The 15,476-nt window shown below is 73.0% G+C and carries 14 protein-coding genes; 7 read left to right on the forward strand and 7 right to left on the reverse strand.

Translation table 11 applies throughout. The features are described 5' to 3' along the window. Positions 1-6: 6 nt before the first annotated feature. Entirely contained in the window at positions 7-657 is a 651-nt protein-coding gene (locus Q3W68_RS06055; RefSeq protein ID WP_302904485.1) for an HAD family phosphatase, read from the forward strand. 96 nt (positions 658-753) lie between these two features. After that, positions 754-1,767: an NADPH:quinone reductase gene (locus Q3W68_RS06060; RefSeq protein WP_302904486.1), complete on the forward strand. Its 1,014-nt coding sequence runs from the start codon at positions 754-756 to the stop codon at positions 1,765-1,767. Between the two features lie 180 nt (positions 1,768-1,947). On the opposite strand, the gene Q3W68_RS06065 is transcribed toward Q3W68_RS06060, so the two are convergent. Beyond that, positions 1,948-3,582: a fatty acid--CoA ligase gene (locus Q3W68_RS06065; protein WP_302904968.1), complete on the reverse strand. Its 1,635-nt coding sequence runs from the start codon at positions 3,580-3,582 to the stop codon at positions 1,948-1,950. A 100-nt stretch (positions 3,583-3,682) separates the two neighbouring features. Here Q3W68_RS06065 and Q3W68_RS06070 point away from each other — a divergent pair, with 100 nt between their 5' ends. Then, complete coding sequence (locus Q3W68_RS06070) at positions 3,683-4,174, forward strand: NUDIX domain-containing protein (RefSeq protein WP_120572021.1); 492 nt, start codon at positions 3,683-3,685, stop codon at positions 4,172-4,174. 7 nt (positions 4,175-4,181) lie between these two features. Here the strand turns inward: Q3W68_RS06070 and Q3W68_RS06075 are convergent, their stop codons facing one another. Next, positions 4,182-5,849, reverse strand: a complete 1,668-nt coding sequence (locus tag Q3W68_RS06075; RefSeq protein WP_302904487.1) for an MDR family MFS transporter — start codon at positions 5,847-5,849, stop codon at positions 4,182-4,184. Positions 5,850-5,903: 54 nt separating this feature from the next. Continuing rightward, entirely contained in the window at positions 5,904-6,461 is a 558-nt protein-coding gene (locus tag Q3W68_RS06080; RefSeq protein ID WP_121685807.1) for a type 1 glutamine amidotransferase domain-containing protein, read from the reverse strand. 123 nt (positions 6,462-6,584) lie between these two features. Between Q3W68_RS06080 and rfaE2 the strand changes: the two genes are divergently transcribed. Further along, positions 6,585-8,402, forward strand: coding sequence for a D-glycero-beta-D-manno-heptose 1-phosphate adenylyltransferase (rfaE2, locus tag Q3W68_RS06085; protein ID WP_302904488.1), 1,818 nt, complete (start codon positions 6,585-6,587; stop codon positions 8,400-8,402). Continuing rightward, positions 8,399-9,271, forward strand: coding sequence for a glycosyltransferase family 2 protein (locus Q3W68_RS06090; protein WP_302904489.1), 873 nt, complete (start codon positions 8,399-8,401; stop codon positions 9,269-9,271). The genes rfaE2 and Q3W68_RS06090 overlap by 4 nt, the downstream gene beginning before the upstream one ends. On the opposite strand, the gene Q3W68_RS06095 is transcribed toward Q3W68_RS06090, so the two are convergent. Genes Q3W68_RS06095 through Q3W68_RS06105 form a run of 3 tightly spaced genes read right to left on the reverse strand, consistent with a single transcriptional unit; the run spans position 9,246 to position 11,414 of the window. After that, complete coding sequence (locus Q3W68_RS06095; RefSeq protein WP_302904490.1) at positions 9,246-10,367, reverse strand: glycosyltransferase family 9 protein; 1,122 nt, start codon at positions 10,365-10,367, stop codon at positions 9,246-9,248. The two genes, Q3W68_RS06090 and Q3W68_RS06095, sit on opposite strands and share 26 nt — an antisense overlap. A gap of 7 nt (positions 10,368-10,374) precedes the next feature. Continuing rightward, the gene (locus tag Q3W68_RS06100; RefSeq protein ID WP_302904491.1) at positions 10,375-10,911 is read right to left on the reverse strand and encodes an Hsp20/alpha crystallin family protein; all 537 of its coding nucleotides are present in this window, start codon (positions 10,909-10,911) and stop codon (positions 10,375-10,377) included. After that, complete coding sequence (locus tag Q3W68_RS06105; RefSeq protein WP_302904492.1) at positions 10,908-11,414, reverse strand: DUF2231 domain-containing protein; 507 nt, start codon at positions 11,412-11,414, stop codon at positions 10,908-10,910. The genes Q3W68_RS06100 and Q3W68_RS06105 overlap by 4 nt, the downstream gene beginning before the upstream one ends. 167 nt (positions 11,415-11,581) lie before the next feature. Between Q3W68_RS06105 and Q3W68_RS06110 the strand changes: the two genes are divergently transcribed. Continuing rightward, positions 11,582-12,202, forward strand: coding sequence for a pyridoxamine 5'-phosphate oxidase family protein (locus Q3W68_RS06110; protein ID WP_302904493.1), 621 nt, complete (start codon positions 11,582-11,584; stop codon positions 12,200-12,202). Positions 12,203-12,207: 5 nt separating this feature from the next. Here Q3W68_RS06110 and Q3W68_RS06115 read toward each other — a convergent pair whose 3' ends face one another. Then, the gene (locus Q3W68_RS06115) at positions 12,208-14,382 is read right to left on the reverse strand and encodes an acyltransferase family protein (protein WP_302904494.1); all 2,175 of its coding nucleotides are present in this window, start codon (positions 14,380-14,382) and stop codon (positions 12,208-12,210) included. A gap of 219 nt (positions 14,383-14,601) precedes the next feature. Here Q3W68_RS06115 and Q3W68_RS06120 point away from each other — a divergent pair, with 219 nt between their 5' ends. Continuing rightward, positions 14,602-15,429, forward strand: a complete 828-nt coding sequence (locus Q3W68_RS06120) for a TrmH family RNA methyltransferase (RefSeq protein WP_302904495.1) — start codon at positions 14,602-14,604, stop codon at positions 15,427-15,429. Positions 15,430-15,476 lie beyond the last annotated feature (47 nt).

Below are 15,476 nucleotides of genomic sequence, written 5' to 3' on the forward strand. Positions count from 1 at the left end.
GACGGCATGGTGGACGCGGTGCTCTTCGACCTGGACGGCGTGATCGTGGACTCCGAGCCGGTCTGGGAGGAGGTCCGGCGGGCGTACGTGGCCGAGCACGGTGGCACCTGGCAGCCGGACACCCAGCGTCGGCTGATGGGCATGAGCACTGGCGAGTGGGCCGAGTACCTGAGCGGTGAGCTGGGCGTCGACAGGTCGGCCGAGCAGGTCGCCACCGAGGTGGTGACCGAGATGGCCCGGCGGTACGCGCAGCGCGTACCGCTGATCGACGGCGCCGACGCGGTCGTGCGCCGCATGGCCGCGCGGTGGCCGCTGGGGCTGGCCAGTTCCTCGCCGACCCGGCTGATCGCGGCGGCGCTCGACGCGACGGGCCTGGCCGGCGCGTTCGGCGCGACACTCTCGACCGAGGAGACCGCCCGGGGCAAGCCCGCGCCCGACGTGTGGCTCGCGGTGGCGCAGCGGCTGGGCGTCGATCCGGCCCGGTGCGTGGCGGTGGAGGACTCGTCGAACGGGGTCCGCTCGGCGGCCGCCGCCGGGTGCCGTGTGGTGGCGGTGCCGCACGGGTCGTACCCGCTCGATCCGGACGCCGAGGCGCTCGCCGCCGTGTTGCTCCCCTCGATCGGCGCGCTCACGCCCGCTGTGGTCGAGCGGTGTTAAGAAGGGGCCCTTCCGCTACCTGAGGCGTTAATAGGGGGCCCTTCCTTCGAATGATCAGCGGGCGGCGGGGTAGCGCAGGTGGGAAGGGGAGGACGCATGAAGGCGATCGTGTACGAGCGCAGCGGGGACGCCTCGGTGCTCCAGGTGGTCGAGCGGCCGGTGCCGGAACCCGGGCCGGGCGAGGTGCTGGTCCGGATGGCCGTGTCGGGGGTGAACCCGACCGACTGGAAGGCCCGCCAGGCGTGGCCGCTGCCGGCCGGCTGGCAGATCCCGCACCAGGACGGCGCCGGGGTGGTCGAGGCGGTCGGCGAGGGCGTGGACCGGACGCTCATCGGTGAGCGGGTCTGGGTGTGGGAGGCGGCGTGGCAACGCCCCTGGGGCACCGCCGCCGAGTACACGCTGGTCCCGGTCCGGCACGCGGTGCCGCTCGGTGCGGCGTCGTTCGACCTGGGTGCGGCGCTGGGTATCCCGTTCATGACCGCGCACCGCTGCCTGACCGCCGGCGAGTTCATGCCGGACAAGCTGCACGCGGGCGCGTTGAGCGACCACGTGGTGCTGGTGCAGGGCGGCGCGGGCGCGGTGGGCAACGCCGCGATCCAGCTCGCCCGCTGGGCCGACGCCTGCGTGATCACCACGGTGAGCAGCCCGGAGAAGGCGCAGCTCGCGGCGGCGGCCGGGGCCAGCTTCGTGATCAACTATCGCGAGCAGGACGTGGTCGAGGAGGTCCGCAAGGTCGCGCCCGACGGGGTGCACACGATCGTCGAGGTGTCCGCCGCCCGCAACGCCGCCGCCGACGTACGGATGCTGCGCACCGGCGGGGCGGTCTGTGTGTACGCCGACGACGGCGGCGACGAGGTGACGTTGCCGATCCGGCCGCTGATGGGCCCGAACGCGCGCTGGCAGTTCGTGCTGATCTACACCGCGCCGAAGGTGGCGAAGGCGCAGGCGGTCACCGACATCGCGGCGGCGGTGGCGCAGGGCGCGATCCGGGTCGGTGCGGAGGCCGGCCTGCCGCTGCACCGGTATCCGCTGGCGGAGGCCGCCGCCGCGCAGCAGGCGGTGCAGGACAGCGTGGTGGGCAAGGTGCTGGTGAGCACCGCCGACGAGTAGGCGACCGGATTTCCCCGACAGCCGGACAGACGCGAACAACTTTCGCAACAATGACGGTGCGGGTCACCCCGTAACGGACGGGCGGCCCCGGCGCGGTGCGAACGCCGGGGCCGCCCTCTGGGAGGAATGCCCGTTGGAAACGTGTTCCTGCCCGTGTAGGCGACGGTACGCCGCGAAACGTTACGACGCGGTCAGTTCCCGCACGTCGAGCCCGCCGTCGGCGTACCGCGAGCGCACCACCTTCTTGTCGAACTTGCCGACGCTGGTCTTCGGCACCGCGTCGATGAACGCCCAGCGCTCCGGCAACTGCCAGCGGGCCACGGAGCCGGCGAGGAAGTCGCGCAGCTCCTCGGCGGTCACCGAGGCGCCCTCGCGAACCACCACAGTGGCCAGCGGCCGCTCGTCCCAGCGCTCGTCCGGTACGCCCACCACGCACGCCTCCAGCACCGCCGGGTGGGCCATCAGGGCGTTCTCCAGCTCGACCGAGGAGATCCACTCCCCGCCCGACTTGATCACGTCCTTGGCGCGGTCGGTGAGCGTGATGTAGCCGTCCGGGGAGAGCGTGCCGACGTCACCGGTACGCAGCCAGCCGTCCCGGAACTTCTCCTCCTCCGGGGCGTCGTCGCCGATGTACCGGGCGGTCACCCACGGCCCGCGTACCTCCAGCTCGCCCACCGACGTCCCGTCGGCGGGCAGCGGCTCGCCCGCGGGGCCGACGATCCGCGCGGTCACGCCCGCCGGTACGCGGCCCTGCGTGTAGCGGTAGCGCCAGGCGTCGTCGCCGGTGGCACCGGCCGGCGCCCGGGAGACCGAGCCCAGCGGCGACATCTCGGTCATGCCCCAGGCGTGGATGACGTCGATGCCGTAGCGGTCGTGGAACGCGTGCATGAGCGCCGGCGGGCAGGCCGACCCGCCGACGATCACCTCCCGCAGCGAGGAGAGGTCCACCTCGTGCGCGTCCAGGTAGGCCAGCAGGTCGGTCCAGATGGTCGGCACCGCGCCGGCGAGCGTGGGGCGCTCGGCGGCGATCATCGCGGCGATCGGCTCGGCCTGGAGGAACCGGTCCGGCATGATCAGCGAGGCGCCGGAGAGGAACGCCGCGTACGGCAGGCCCCACGACATCGCGTGGAACATCGGCACGATGGCCAGCTCGCGATCGTTCGGGCCGAGCCCGAAGCCCTCCGGCATGCAGACCTGGAGCGAGTGCAGGTAGATCGAACGGTGCGAGTAGGCGACGCCCTTGGGGTTGCCGGTGGTCCCGGAGGTGTAGCAGAGGGCGGCGGCGTCGCGCTCGTCCACCTCCGGCCAGTCGAAGTGGTCCGGACGGTCGGCCAGCAGCGCGTCCCAGTGGTGCACGGTGATCCGGTCGCCGGCCGCGGCCAGCAGCGGGGCCGGGTCGCCACCGCCGACCACCACCACGTGCGCCACGCTTGTCATCTCGCCGATCACCCGGGCGAGCAGCGGGATGAGCGTGGTGTCGACGAGGACCACCCGGTCCTGCGCGTGGTTGGCGATGTAGGCGACCTGGTCGGGGAAGAGCCGGATGTTGAGCGTGTGCAGCACCGCGCCCATGCTCGGCACGGCGAAGTACGCCACCAGGTGCTCGTTGTTGTTCCACATGAACGTGCCGACCCGCTCGTCGCCGGTCACCCCGCACTCGTCGCGCAGCGCGTGGGCCAGCCGGGCCGCGGTGCGGCCGACCTCCGCGTACGTCATCCGGCGGGGTTCGGCACCGGTCCAGGTGACCACCTCCGCCGCGCCGTGCACGGTGGAGCCGTGTTCGAGGATCCGGGCGACCTGGAGAGGGGCATCCATCATCGTGCTACGCATGGGTAACAAAGTAGTGGCGGCGGTCACATCTGCGGAACCCCCCGGATTCGCCGAGGTGATCACGGATGATGCGTAGATTGTCCGGGTGAGTATCTCGTGGGCCGACTCGTACGTGGGGCAACTCCGCGCCCTTGCCGGTGACCGCACCCTGATGTTCGTCGGCGCCCGGGCCGTGGTGCGCGACAACGCCGCCCGGGTGCTGCTGATCCAGCGTTCCGACAACGGCCAGTGGGCCCTGCCGGCCGGTGCCATGGAACTCGGCGAGTCGATCGCCGACTGCGCGGTCCGGGAGGTCCGCGAGGAGACCGGGCTGCGCGCGCTGCGGGTCAGCGCGTTCGCGCTCTACACCGGCCCGGACCGCACGCAGACCAACATGTACGGGCACACGTACCAGGTCTTCACCACGGCGTTCCGGGTCGACGAGTGGGACGGCGAGCTGGACCGGTTCACCGACGAGACCACGGACGCCGGGTTCTTCCGCCCGGCGGACTTCCCGCACCCGCTGTCGTCGAGCGTGCACGAGACGCTCGCCGACCTGGACGTGTTCGAGCAGACCAACCGGCTGATCCTCAAGTAGCCGCCTGTCACAGCATCGTCTGCGACTTCGCCTCCATGTCGGCGGCGGCCTCGTCCTTCGACTCCTTGGTCAGCGGCTTGCCGCCGGGCGCGGGCGCCTTCCCGCCGAGCGGGTCGGCGCCTCCGGTGGCGCCCTGCGGGCCGGTGCCGCGCAACTGAAGGTTCGGCATGGCCAGCGTGACCAGCACGGCGATCACGGCGATCAGCCCGGTGGTCAGGAAGACCAGGTGCAGCGACTCGACGAACGCGGCCTGGACGGCGGCGCGTACCGGGGCGGGCAGCGCGAGGATCGCCGCCGGGTCGTTGATCGAGAAGTCCCCGCCGGCCGTCACCGCGGCCCGCTGCTCGGGCGGCAGCTGCGCCAGCGCACCCGGCAGCCGCGCGGACATCTCGGCGGTGAGCCGGGACGACAGCACCGCGCCGAGGATGGCCACGCCGAACGAGCCGCCGAGCGACCGGAAGAACGTCGCCGACGAGGTGCCCGCGCCCAGGTCGCGGACGCTCACCGCGTTCTGCACGGCCAGGATCAGCGACTGCATGCACAGGCCCAGCCCGACGCCGATCACCACCATGTAGCCGAACGCGGCCCAGAGCGAGGTGGCCACCTGGAGCTGCTGGAACAGCAGCATGCCGACCACCAGCACGGCCGCGCCGGCCACCGGGAACCACTTGTACCTGCCGATCCGGCTCATCGCCCGGCCGGTGAGCACCGAGGTGACGATGACGCCGGCCATCATCGGCAGCATCAGCAGACCGCTGCGGGTCGGCGAGGCGCCCTTGACGATCTGGAGGTAGAGCGGGATGAAGATGATCGACCCGAACATCACCAGACCGAGCACGAAACCCGCCCCGTTGGCGAGCGCGAACGTGGCGCTGCGGAACAGCCGCAGCGGCAGGATCGGCTCCTTGGTCCGGGCCTCCTGGACGACGAACAGCACGCCCAGCACCGCGCCCGCGGCGAACAGCCCGACGATCACGCCGGAGCCCCAGGGGTACTCGGCGCCGCCCCAGCTCAGCGCCAGCAGCAGGCAGCTCACGCCGGCGACCAGCAGCGCCGCGCCGATCCAGTCGACTGTGTGCTCCCGGCGCTCGAACGGCACGAGCCGCATCACGTGCCAGCAGACCACGATGGCGAGGATCGCCAGCGGCACGTTGATGTAGAAGATCCACCGCCAGTTGTTCTCCGCGAAGTAGCCGCCGACGAGCGGTCCGGCCACCGACGAGACGCCGAAGACCGCGCCGAACAACCCCTGGTAGCGGCCACGTTCCCGGGGCGACACCACGTCCGAGATGATGGTGAACGCCAGCGTCATCAGGCCACCGGCGCCCAGGCCCTGCACGCCCCGCGTGACGATCAGCTGGGTCATGTCCTGCGACAGGCCGGCCAGCAGCGAGCCGAGCAGGAACATCCCGATGGAGAACAGGAAGACCGGCCGGCGTCCGTACAGGTCGGCCATCTTGCCGTACAGCGGCGTCGAGGCGGTCGAGGCCAGCAGGTACGCGGTGACCACCCACGAGTAGTGGTTGATGCCGCCCAGCTCGCCGACGATGGTCGGCAACGCGGTCCCGACGATGGTCTGGTCCAGCGCCGCCAGCAGCATGCCGGTCATCAGACCGAACATCAGCAGGCGGATCTGGCGGGCGGGCAACGAGGGACGGGCGGCCTGGGCGGTCATCCCGCTTCCTATCCCACCGGGGGCGGATCATGCCCCCGGTGGGACTGTGAGTTTTCAGCGAGCGGTGTGCCGCCCCTCGGCGAACTCCTCGACGATCTTGGCGCAGAACGCCGGCAGGTCGTCCGGCTTGCGGCTGCTGACCAGCCCGTTGTCGGTGACTACCTCCTGGTCGACCCAGTTCGCGCCGGCGTTCGTGAGGTCGGTGCGCAGGCTCGGCCAGGAGGTGATGGTGCGGCCCCGCACCACGTCCGCCTCGACGAGCGTCCACGGGCCGTGGCAGATCACGCCGACCGGCTTGCCGGCGTCGAAGAACGCCTTGACGAACCGGACCGCCTCGGGGTCCGTACGCAGGAAGTCGGGGTTCGCCACGCCACCGGGCAGGACCAGGCCGTCGTACGCCCCGGCGTCCGCCTCCTTGGTGGTGACGTCGACCTGGTACTGCTTGCCGTGGTCGAGGTGGTTGAAGGCCTGGATCGTGCCGGACTCGATGGAGACCAGCTCGACCTGGGCGCCGGCGTTCTCCACCGCCTCCCGGGGCTTGGTGTACTCGACCTCCTCGACGCCGTCGGCGGCCAGGAAGGCGATGCGCTTGCCCTGAAGTGTCGCTGCCATGCTGCTTCTCCTCTCCGGGGTACGTCTGCACGGTTCCCCCGCCCGATGCCGCGAAACCGGACGCATCGGGTGGCCCGCGTCGCACCATGTTTGGCCCGACGGCCCGGGGGGATCCGCAGAGGCATGGCAGGAGCAGCAGCGGAAGAGCGCCGGCTGGCCACCGTCGTGGCGAGCTGGCAGCAGCGTCCCGTGCTGGTCGTCGGGGACGCCATGCTGGACGAGTGGCGGTTCGCCGAGTCGGAGCGGCTGTGCCGCGAGGCGCCCGCGCCGGTCCTCACCCTGCGGCGGCGGATCTCCGCGGCCGGGGGCGCCGCCAACACGGCGGTGAACGTCGCAGCGCTGGGGGGCCGGGCCGCGCTCGTCGCCCCGGTCGGCGCCGACGTGGCCGGCGACGAACTGCACGACTGCCTGGACCGGGCGGCGGTCTGGGACCGTACGGTGAGCCAGCCGGGCCGGCCCACGCCGGTCAAGCGGCGGATGCTCGCCGGCAACCAGATCCTGCTCCGCGAGGACTCCGGCGGCCCGGAGGACGGGCTGGACGCCGACGGGGTGGCCCGCCTGCTGACCGCGCTGCACTGCGCCACCGAGGAGCTGCGGGCGGTGGCCGCCGGTCAGCCGCTCACGCTCGTGGTCTGCGACTACGGCCTGGGCGCGCTGCCCTCGGCGGTACGCGCCTGGCTGGTCGCCAACCGCGACCGGTACGGCACTGTGGCGCTCGACGCGCACGACCTGGCCGACTGGCGCGGACTGAACCCGACTGTGGTGACGCCGAGCTTCGCCGAGGCGACCCGGCTGCTGGCCCGCGCCGCCGCCGGGTTCGCGCACGCCGAGCGGGGTGCCGTGCCCGCCGGCGACGACCTGCATCTGAACCATCCGGCGGAGGCCGACGGCCCGTCGGAGCTGATGGTGGGCGCCGCGCCCGGCGGGTCCGGTGAGCGCGTACCGGGCAGCCCGCACCCGACCTCCGGCACGCCCGCCGCCGAGGCGCCCGCCGGCCCGACCGGCGAGCCGACGCCCGGCGAGGAGCGGGTGGCACTGACCGGCGACGGGCTGAGCGTCACCGGGACCGGCGTGACGGTGAGCGCGGCGGCCGGCACCGGGGTGGACCGGGCGGTGCTGGCCGAGTCGCGCCTGCCCGAGCTGCGCGAGCACACCGGCGCCGACGTGGTGGCGGTGACACTGGACACCGAGGGCGCTGTGGTCGGCGGTGCGGAGGGCGAGCCGCGGCGCAGCCACAGCACGCCGGTCCCGGCCAGCCACGCGGTGGGCGCCGGGGACGCGTACCTGGCGGCCATGACGCTGGCGCTCGCCGCCGACGCGGGCCTGCCCACCGCCGCCCAGCTCGCCCAGCTCGCCGCCACCATCACTGTCGCCGACACCGGCACCTGCGTGTGCCGGCACCAGGATCTGCTGGCCGCGCTCGGCACCGGTGCGGACGAGGGCGGCCATCCGGCCCTGGTCGGCGCCGACGAACTGGCCGCGCTGGTGGACGAGCACCGGCAGGCAGGGCGGTCGGTGGTGTTCACAAACGGATGCTTCGACGTGCTGCACCCGGGGCACGTCCGCTACCTGACCCAGGCCCGCGCGCTCGGCGACCTGCTGATCGTGGCGGTCAACTCGGACGGCAGCGTACGGCGGCTCAAGGGCCCGGACCGGCCGGTCAACCCGGTCGAGGACCGGATCGCCCTGCTGGCGGCGCTGGCCTGCGTCGACCACGTGGTGGTCTTCGAGGAGGACTCCCCGGCCCGGCTGATCGAGGCGGTGCGCCCCGACGTCTACGTCAAGGGCGGCGACTACCCGCCGGAGATGGTGCCGGAGGCGCCGCTGGTACGGCGGCTGGGCGGGCAGGTGCGCACACTCGGGTACGTGCCGGACCGCTCCACCTCGGCGATCATCGACCGGATCCGCGCCCACCCGGTCGGCGAGGGCAGGCCGGCGTGACCCGTCCGCTCGACCCGGGCACGCCCGAACGGTTCCGGCAGAACCGGCGCCTCGACGTGCTGATCCCGACCCGTAACCGGCCCGCCGAACTGGCTGTCACGCTGTCCGGGCTGGCCGCCCAGGAGGACGTACCCGGATTCGGGGTGGTGGTCAGCGACCAGTCCGACGGCGAGCCCGCGTACGCCCACCCGGCGGCCGCCACGATGGTCCGGGCGCTGCGGCACCGGGGGCACCCGGTGCTGCTGACCCGGCGGCTGCCCCGGCGCGGCCTGGCCGAGCACCGGTCCTACCTGCTGGCCCAGTCGGCGGCCGACGCCGTGCTCTGCCTCGACGACGACGTGTGGCTGGAGCCGGGCGCGCTGTCCCGGCTGGTCACCGGGCTGGACGAGTTGGGCTGCGGGTTCGTCGGCAACGCGGTGCACGGGCTCTCCTACGCCGACGACGTCCGCCCGGAGACGCACAAGCACTACGAGGAGTGGACCGGGCCGCCGGTGCCGGAACGCATCCAGCCCGGCACGCCCGAATGGCACCGGGCGTCCATCCACCCGGCGGCGAACCTGCTGCACGTCACCGAGAAGCTGAACCTGGCGGCGGGCGAGTGGCGGGCGTACAAGGTCTCCTGGATCGGCGGGTGCGTGCTCTACGACCGGGCCAAGCTCGTCGACTCCGGCGGCTTCGACTTCTGGGAGCGGCTGCCCGAGCGGCACCAGGGCGAGGACGTCGCCGCGCAGCTCGCCGTGCTGGAGCGCCACGGCGGCGCGGGTGTCCTGCCCAGCGGGGCGTACCACCTGGAGTCGCCGACCACAGTGACCGAACGCGACGTGGAGGCGTGGGAAGTGGTGCTCAGCGAGTCGCCCGCGGAGGTGTGAGCAGCTCGCGGGCCGCCTCGACCACCTCGGCGGCGGGCACGTCGGCCACGAACGACACCCGGTGCGGGCACTCGCCGTCGCCCGGCCGGTGCGGATAGATCCCGGGCGTGCAGTCGACGCCGCAGACCGGGCAGTGGGTGGTCCAGGCGGCGATCGGGCGGTGCCGCCCGCGCAGCGGCGACGCCCCGTTGATCAGGTTGCCGACCCAGAAGACACCGACCGTCGGCGCGCCCACCGCGGCAGCCAGGTGCAGCGGGCCGGTGTCGTTGGAGACCACGAGCGCGCAGTCCGCGTAGGCGGCGGCGAGCGCGCCCAGGCTGAGCGTGCCGACCTGCGGGCTCACCGGCACCCCGGCCGCCGCCACCACCGCGTCGACCGTCTCCTGCTCGGCGGGGGTGCCGGTGACCAGCACCTCGTACCCGTCTCCGGTCAGCTCGCGGGCGACCTCGGCGAAGCGTTCCGGCGGCCAGCGACGCCGCGTGTCGGTGGCGCCCGGGTGCAACGCGACCCGGGGCCGGGTGGGTTCGCCGAGCACGGCGGCGGCCTCCGCCCGGTCGGCCGCGGTGACCGCGAGCGCCGGGGTGATCGTGGTGGCGGGCGCCCCGACCAGGGCGGCCACCTCCAGGTAGCGGATCACCTCGTGCTGGTAGTAGACGTAGCGCAGCCACCGGTCCAGCGGCGGCGCGCCCTCGGCCCGCAGGCCGGCGGTGACCCGGGCGCCCAGCCCGGCCACGAACGGGTTCGAGTTGGCGCCGCCGCCGTGCACCTGCAACGCCAGGTCGAACCGTTCGGCGCGGGCGGCGGCCAGGAACTCCGGGACGTCACCGGGCGACTCGCCGGGCCCCGGGTCGCGGAGGCCGGGCGCCGCCGGCACCACCAGCACCCGGTCCACCGGGCCGGGCCGGTCGCGCCAGAGCGCCGCGTGCCACGGCGCGCCGAGCAGCACGATCTCGGCCGACGGGTACGCGGACCGCAGCGCCTCCAGCGCCGGCAGCACGAAGATGAAGTCACCGAGCGCGTTGGCACGCAGCACGGCGATCCGTTCGACGTCCGGGACGCGCTCGCCGACCGGGCCGAGCACCGCTGTGCTTGTCACGCGGCCCCTACGGCCTGTCGATCTCGTCGAGCGCGGTGTCCGGGTGGTGCAGCTCCCGGTCCGCGGCCGGGTCGGCGGGCATCGGCGTACGGTCGGCGCCCGGCCGCGGGCCGGTGCGGCCGACGGTGATGGTGCGCGGCGCGGGCCGGGACGCCCGGGGCAGGCGCACCCGGAGCAGGCCGTGGTCCATCACCGCGTCGATCCGGTCCGGGTCCACGCGGGACGGCAGGTCCACGCGGTACTCGAAGCCCCGGGTGGTGAACCCGCCCGGGATGCCGTGGTCGGCGTTCACCTCGGCCTCCGACCGGGCGCGTACGCACAGCTCCCGATCGTCCAGCTCGACGGCCACCTCCTCGGGTGCCACGCCGGGGAGGCGGACGACCACCTCCCAGCCGTCGTCCGTCTCGGCCAGATCCACGTCCGGGCTGCCGGAGCGTCCGCCGACCAGCCGGCTCAACTCGGAGCGCAGCGACTGGAGTTCACCCATCGGATCCCAGCCCTGCTGACGGCCACGCCAGCCCCGTCCGCCGCTCTGTTCCGTCATCGTGCGTCTCCGATCCGCTGTGTCGCCGAGTGGGGTCGCAGCGAGCTGGGCGCGTTGAGATCGTGATCCGGGTCGACGCCGACACCGAGCCGGTCCACCAGTTCGCCGCCGAGCCAGGCGCTGACGCCGAGGATCGCCAGGGCGACCACCTCGATGGCGACGAGCGAGCCGCCGGCCGCCCGCGAGTCGGCGTTGAGCCGGACCGCCCAGACCGCGGCGAACAGCAGGATGACCGCCACGTTGGCGGCGGCGTGGGTGAGCCCGACCCGCTTGGCGCGGGTGCCGGCCGGCAGGGCGAGCAGGTCGAACGCCCCGGCCGCCGCGGCCAGCAGGCCGACGATCAGACCGACAGTGATGTTCCAGTACGCGACCTCGGCTAGGAAGCCGGGCCCGCCCACGGTGTCCACCAGATCGAAGATCACCGCGGTCACGAAGAGCGCCACCGGGAACATCACGAGCATCGGATGCACGGGATGGCCGAGCACCTTCAGTCGGCTCTCCATCTCGGCCTCCATCCGTCGCGTCCGGACGCACGCTGCGAACCGGTCCCTACCCGCCGCCTCCGGGGCCAAACCCGGCGCTCGACACGCTCTTCTAGGCTGACCTTGGCGGATCACGGCCCGTCGCGGGGCGGAACCGCCGTCAAGGTCAACGGACGGGGGAGGAAGACGTGACGACCCGGGAGATCACCAGCGAGGCCGACCTACGCGAACTGATCGGCACACCGATGCCGAGGGCTGCCGCCAAGGACCGCCGTACGCTGCACGAACGCGACCGGGAGTGGCTCGCCGCCTCGCCGTTCTGCCTGATCGCCACCGCCGGCGCGGACGGCACCTGCGACGTCTCCCCCAAGGGTGACCCGCCCGGTTTCGCGCTGGTGCTCGACGACACCACGATCGCGATTCCCGAGCGGCCCGGAAACCGGCGGGCCGACGGCTACCGCAACATCCTGGCCAACCCGCACGTCGGGTTGATCTTCCTGATCCCGGGCCGCACCGACACGCTGCGGATCAACGGCCGGGCCCGGCTGATCGCCGACGCACCGTGGTTCGCCGACATGGAGGTCAAGGGCCACCGGCCGCTGCTCGCCGTCGAGGTCGCGATCGAGCAGATCTTCTACCACTGCGCGAAGGCGTTCCTGCGCTCCGAGCTGTGGCGGCCGGAGACGTGGCAGCCGGACGTGCTGCCGACCCGGGCCCGGCTGATCAAGGAGGTGGAGGCCCCGGCGGAGAGCCTGGCCGACCTGGAGCGCCACTACGGCCCGGCGTACCTGGAGACGCTCTACCGCTGACCCCGCTACTTAGCCGGGGTGAAACGCGCGGGTACGCCCACGTCGGACAGTGCGCGGGCGAGGTGCGGCGCGGTCGTCTTCACGTACGCCGCGCCGATGTGCGAGCCGCCCCGGTAGATGAGCACGTTGCCGAACACCACAGGGCACCTGTCGGTCGGGCAGACGGCGTCGAACAGGTCGATCATCTTGACCTTCGGCGCGCCCGCGACCGCCTGCCGCTGCATCCGGTAGGCCGGGTCCTGGTCGTGCCGTTCCCGGTCGAACGCGCAGGCGGACAGGCGCTTGCGGTTCTTGTCCGCGCAGGCCACCGCCGCGCCCGGGTGCGGGTTGTTGGCGAGGACGACGACCTTGGTCCCCACCGAGTCGAGCTTCTTCCACGAGGCCCGTACGCCGGACACCATCGCGGCGACAGTCGCGCGCTTGCCCCCGCTGTCGAGGGCCGTCGACGCCGACTGCGAGGTGACCACGTAGTCGGGGCGTTCCTGCACCAGGCGGTCCAGCAGCGCGCGGTTCCAGTCGATGCAGTCGGTGTACGGCTTGCCGGACCCGTCGCCCTTGAGCACCTGCGCGCTGGTGAAGGCGCATCCCGCCTTCGCCATGATCAGCAGCTTCCAGTCGTTCTGCGCGGCGAGCACCTGGAACGCGGGCAGCCACTGGTCCATCTTCGAGTCGCCGACGAGCGCGACGGTGGTGGACCCGTTCGGGACGCCGTACGTGCAGGACAGCACCTCGGCACCCTCGACCTGCTGGAAGCACTTGTCCCGGTTGGTGTCGGGCACGTCCATGAAGCCCTGCCGGATCTGCAGCGGGTCCGGCGTGATCGCGTCGAACCGCTCCGGGACCGGACCGATCGGCGCCGTGCCGGGCGCTGTGGACAGCAGCGCGGCACCCGGGGCGTACCGGCTCTTGGTAGTGGTCGCGGCGGCGGCCCACGCGCCCATCAGCACCAGGACCAGCCCGGCGCAGATGCCGGCGAGCGTGAAGTTGCCGCCCAGGCTCAACGCCAGACGCGGCGACGTGGAGATCTTCCGCGAGTAGCGCAGCGGGTTCTCGACCAGCCGGAACGTGAGCCAGGCCGGGACCACCGAGGCGAGCGCCACGACCAGGCCCTCGGTCACCGACAGGTCGCCGAAGTGCGCGGCGGCCACCACGAGCATCGGCCAGTGCCACAGGTACAGCGAGTACGACAGGTCACCGATCCACTGGAACGGGCGCAGGCCGAGCACCATCACCGGCCCGCGGGAGCCGGCCGCGGCGCCGGCCGCGATCACCGCCGCCGCGCCGAGCGTCGGCAGCGCCGCCGCGTACCCCGGCCATGCGGTCTTCCCGCTGACCAGCAGCGCCGCCGCCACGATCGCGGCGAGGCCGAGCCACCCGAGGACGACCGCCACCGATCGGGGCATCCGCGCGGCGCGGACCGCCAGCAGCGCGACCGCCGCGCCGACCGCGAGCTCCCACAGCCGCGTGGTGGAGACGAAGAACGCCCGTTCCGGCGAGTTCGCCGTCTCGACGATCGACCAGACGAACGACGGCACCGCCAGCACCGCGAGACCGATCCACAGGACCGGCCGTACGTTCGCCCGCCGGAGCTTTCGCGCGGCGAGGATGGCCAGCACGATCAGCAGCGGCCAGAGCAGGTAGAACTGCTCCTCCACGGCGAGCGACCAGAAGTGCTGCACCGGCGACGGCGCGACGTCCTCGGCCAGGTAGTCGACCGCTCGGTCGGCGAACCGCCAGTTGACGACGTAGGTCGCGGCCGCGGCGATGTCGCCGCCGATGACCTGCCACTCACCCCGGGGTACGAACAGCCGCACCGCCACTGCGGTGGCCGCCAGCACCACCGTTGCCGCGGGCAGGATCCGCTTGGCCCGGCGCGCGTAGAAACCGGTGAGCGAGACGCGCCCGCTGCGCTCGATCTCGGAGATGAGCTGCCCGGTGATGAGGAAGCCGGAGATCACGAAGAAGACGTCGACGCCGACGAAGCCACCGGGGATGAACGGCAGCCCGGCGTGGTAGAGCAGCACCAGCCCCACGGCGACGGCCCGGAGCCCGGCGACGTCGGCCCGGAACCGGCTCGGCGTCGCCTCCCTGCCCGGCTCGCGTCCGGCCGTCGTACCGGCCGGCTCCTCGACGGGTGAACCTTCCCGATCGGCAACTTTCGTCAACGGCGGGGAAGTCATCGCGATCCTCAAACTCTGCGGGCTGGGGGCGAGGGAACGATAGCGGCTGGTCAGGTGCGGGACAATCACGCCGCACCGCCTCGTCGAGCGGGTGCCGCGGCGGGCGGGGGGCTCCGGTGCGACGAGCAGGCGCTCCGACCCTAGACCGTCGCCCGGCGGCGTAGGGGGCCGGGTGGATACGGCAGGCGACGCCGACGGGCGATGGGGTTGAATCGGCGGGTGGCGAAGACCCTGACGATCACCACTCGCAACGCGAGCTTCCAGCAGTGGCAGGCGCTGCTGACCAACCGCACCAAGCGGCAGCGTTCCGGGGAGTTCCTGGTCCAGGGGGTACGCCCGATCACGGTGGCTCTGGAGCAGGGCTGGGAGATCCGCGCCCTCCTCTACCCGGACCGGCAGCCCCTGTCCCGCTGGTGCCGCGACCTGCTCGACCGCGCCGACGCCCGGCGGGTCGCGCTCGCGCCGGAGCTGATGCGGGAACTGAGCGGCAAGGAGGAGGAGTCACCCGAGCTGCTCGCAGTCGTGGCGCAACCCGATGACGACCTGGCCCGCATCCCGGTCGGGCCGGCGATGCTCGTGGTGGTCTTCGACCGCCCCAAGACCCCTGGGAACATCGGCACGCTGGTCCGCTCCGCCGACGCCTTCGGCGCCTCCGGCGTGATCATCACGGGCCACGCCGCCGACCCGTACGACCCGAAGGCGGTCCGGGCCACCACCGGGTCGCTGTTCGCCGTACCCGTGGTGCGCGTCGCCGGCCACCGCGACGTCCTCGACTGGGTCGCCGCGGTGCATGCGGACGGACTTCCGCAGATCCAGATCATCGGTACGGACGAGCACGGCGACGTCGACATCGCGGAGCACGACCTGACCGGCCCCACACTCCTGCTCGTCGGCAACGAGACGCACGGGCTCAGCAAGGGCTGGCAGGAGGCGAGCGACCGGATGGTGCGCATCCCGATCGTGGGGGCGGCGAGTTCGCTGAACGCGGCGGCGGCCGGGACGGTGGCGCTGTACGAGGCCGCCCGGCAGCGGGCGAAGCAGCGGTAGCAGCCCTTGCGGCAGCGGCGGTTACGGCGCAGCCGTCGCTGCCGTCG

Origin of the sequence: Micromonospora sp. C28ISP2-4 (genome assembly GCF_030519385.1) — a bacterium.
Classification (GTDB): domain Bacteria; phylum Actinomycetota; class Actinomycetes; order Mycobacteriales; family Micromonosporaceae; genus Micromonospora; species Micromonospora tulbaghiae.

Bases quoted from the DNA above. Each gene is read 5' to 3' on its own strand.
- rfaE2 (WP_302904488.1), top strand. From the start codon at position 6,585: ATGGCAGGAGCAGCAGCGGAAGAGCGCCGGCTGGCCACCGTCGTGGCG.
- Q3W68_RS06105 (WP_302904492.1), bottom strand. From the start codon at position 11,414: ATGGAGAGCCGACTGAAGGTGCTCGGCCATCCCGTGCATCCGATGCTC.
- Q3W68_RS06115 (WP_302904494.1), bottom strand. From the start codon at position 14,382: ATGACTTCCCCGCCGTTGACGAAAGTTGCCGATCGGGAAGGTTCACCC.
- Q3W68_RS06055 (WP_302904485.1), top strand. From the start codon at position 7: ATGGTGGACGCGGTGCTCTTCGACCTGGACGGCGTGATCGTGGACTCC.
- Q3W68_RS06075 (WP_302904487.1), bottom strand. From the start codon at position 5,849: ATGACCGCCCAGGCCGCCCGTCCCTCGTTGCCCGCCCGCCAGATCCGC.
- Q3W68_RS06080 (WP_121685807.1), bottom strand. From the start codon at position 6,461: ATGGCAGCGACACTTCAGGGCAAGCGCATCGCCTTCCTGGCCGCCGAC.
- Q3W68_RS06100 (WP_302904491.1), bottom strand. From the start codon at position 10,911: ATGACGGAACAGAGCGGCGGACGGGGCTGGCGTGGCCGTCAGCAGGGC.
- Q3W68_RS06060 (WP_302904486.1), top strand. From the start codon at position 754: ATGAAGGCGATCGTGTACGAGCGCAGCGGGGACGCCTCGGTGCTCCAG.
- Q3W68_RS06065 (WP_302904968.1), bottom strand. From the start codon at position 3,582: ATGGATGCCCCTCTCCAGGTCGCCCGGATCCTCGAACACGGCTCCACC.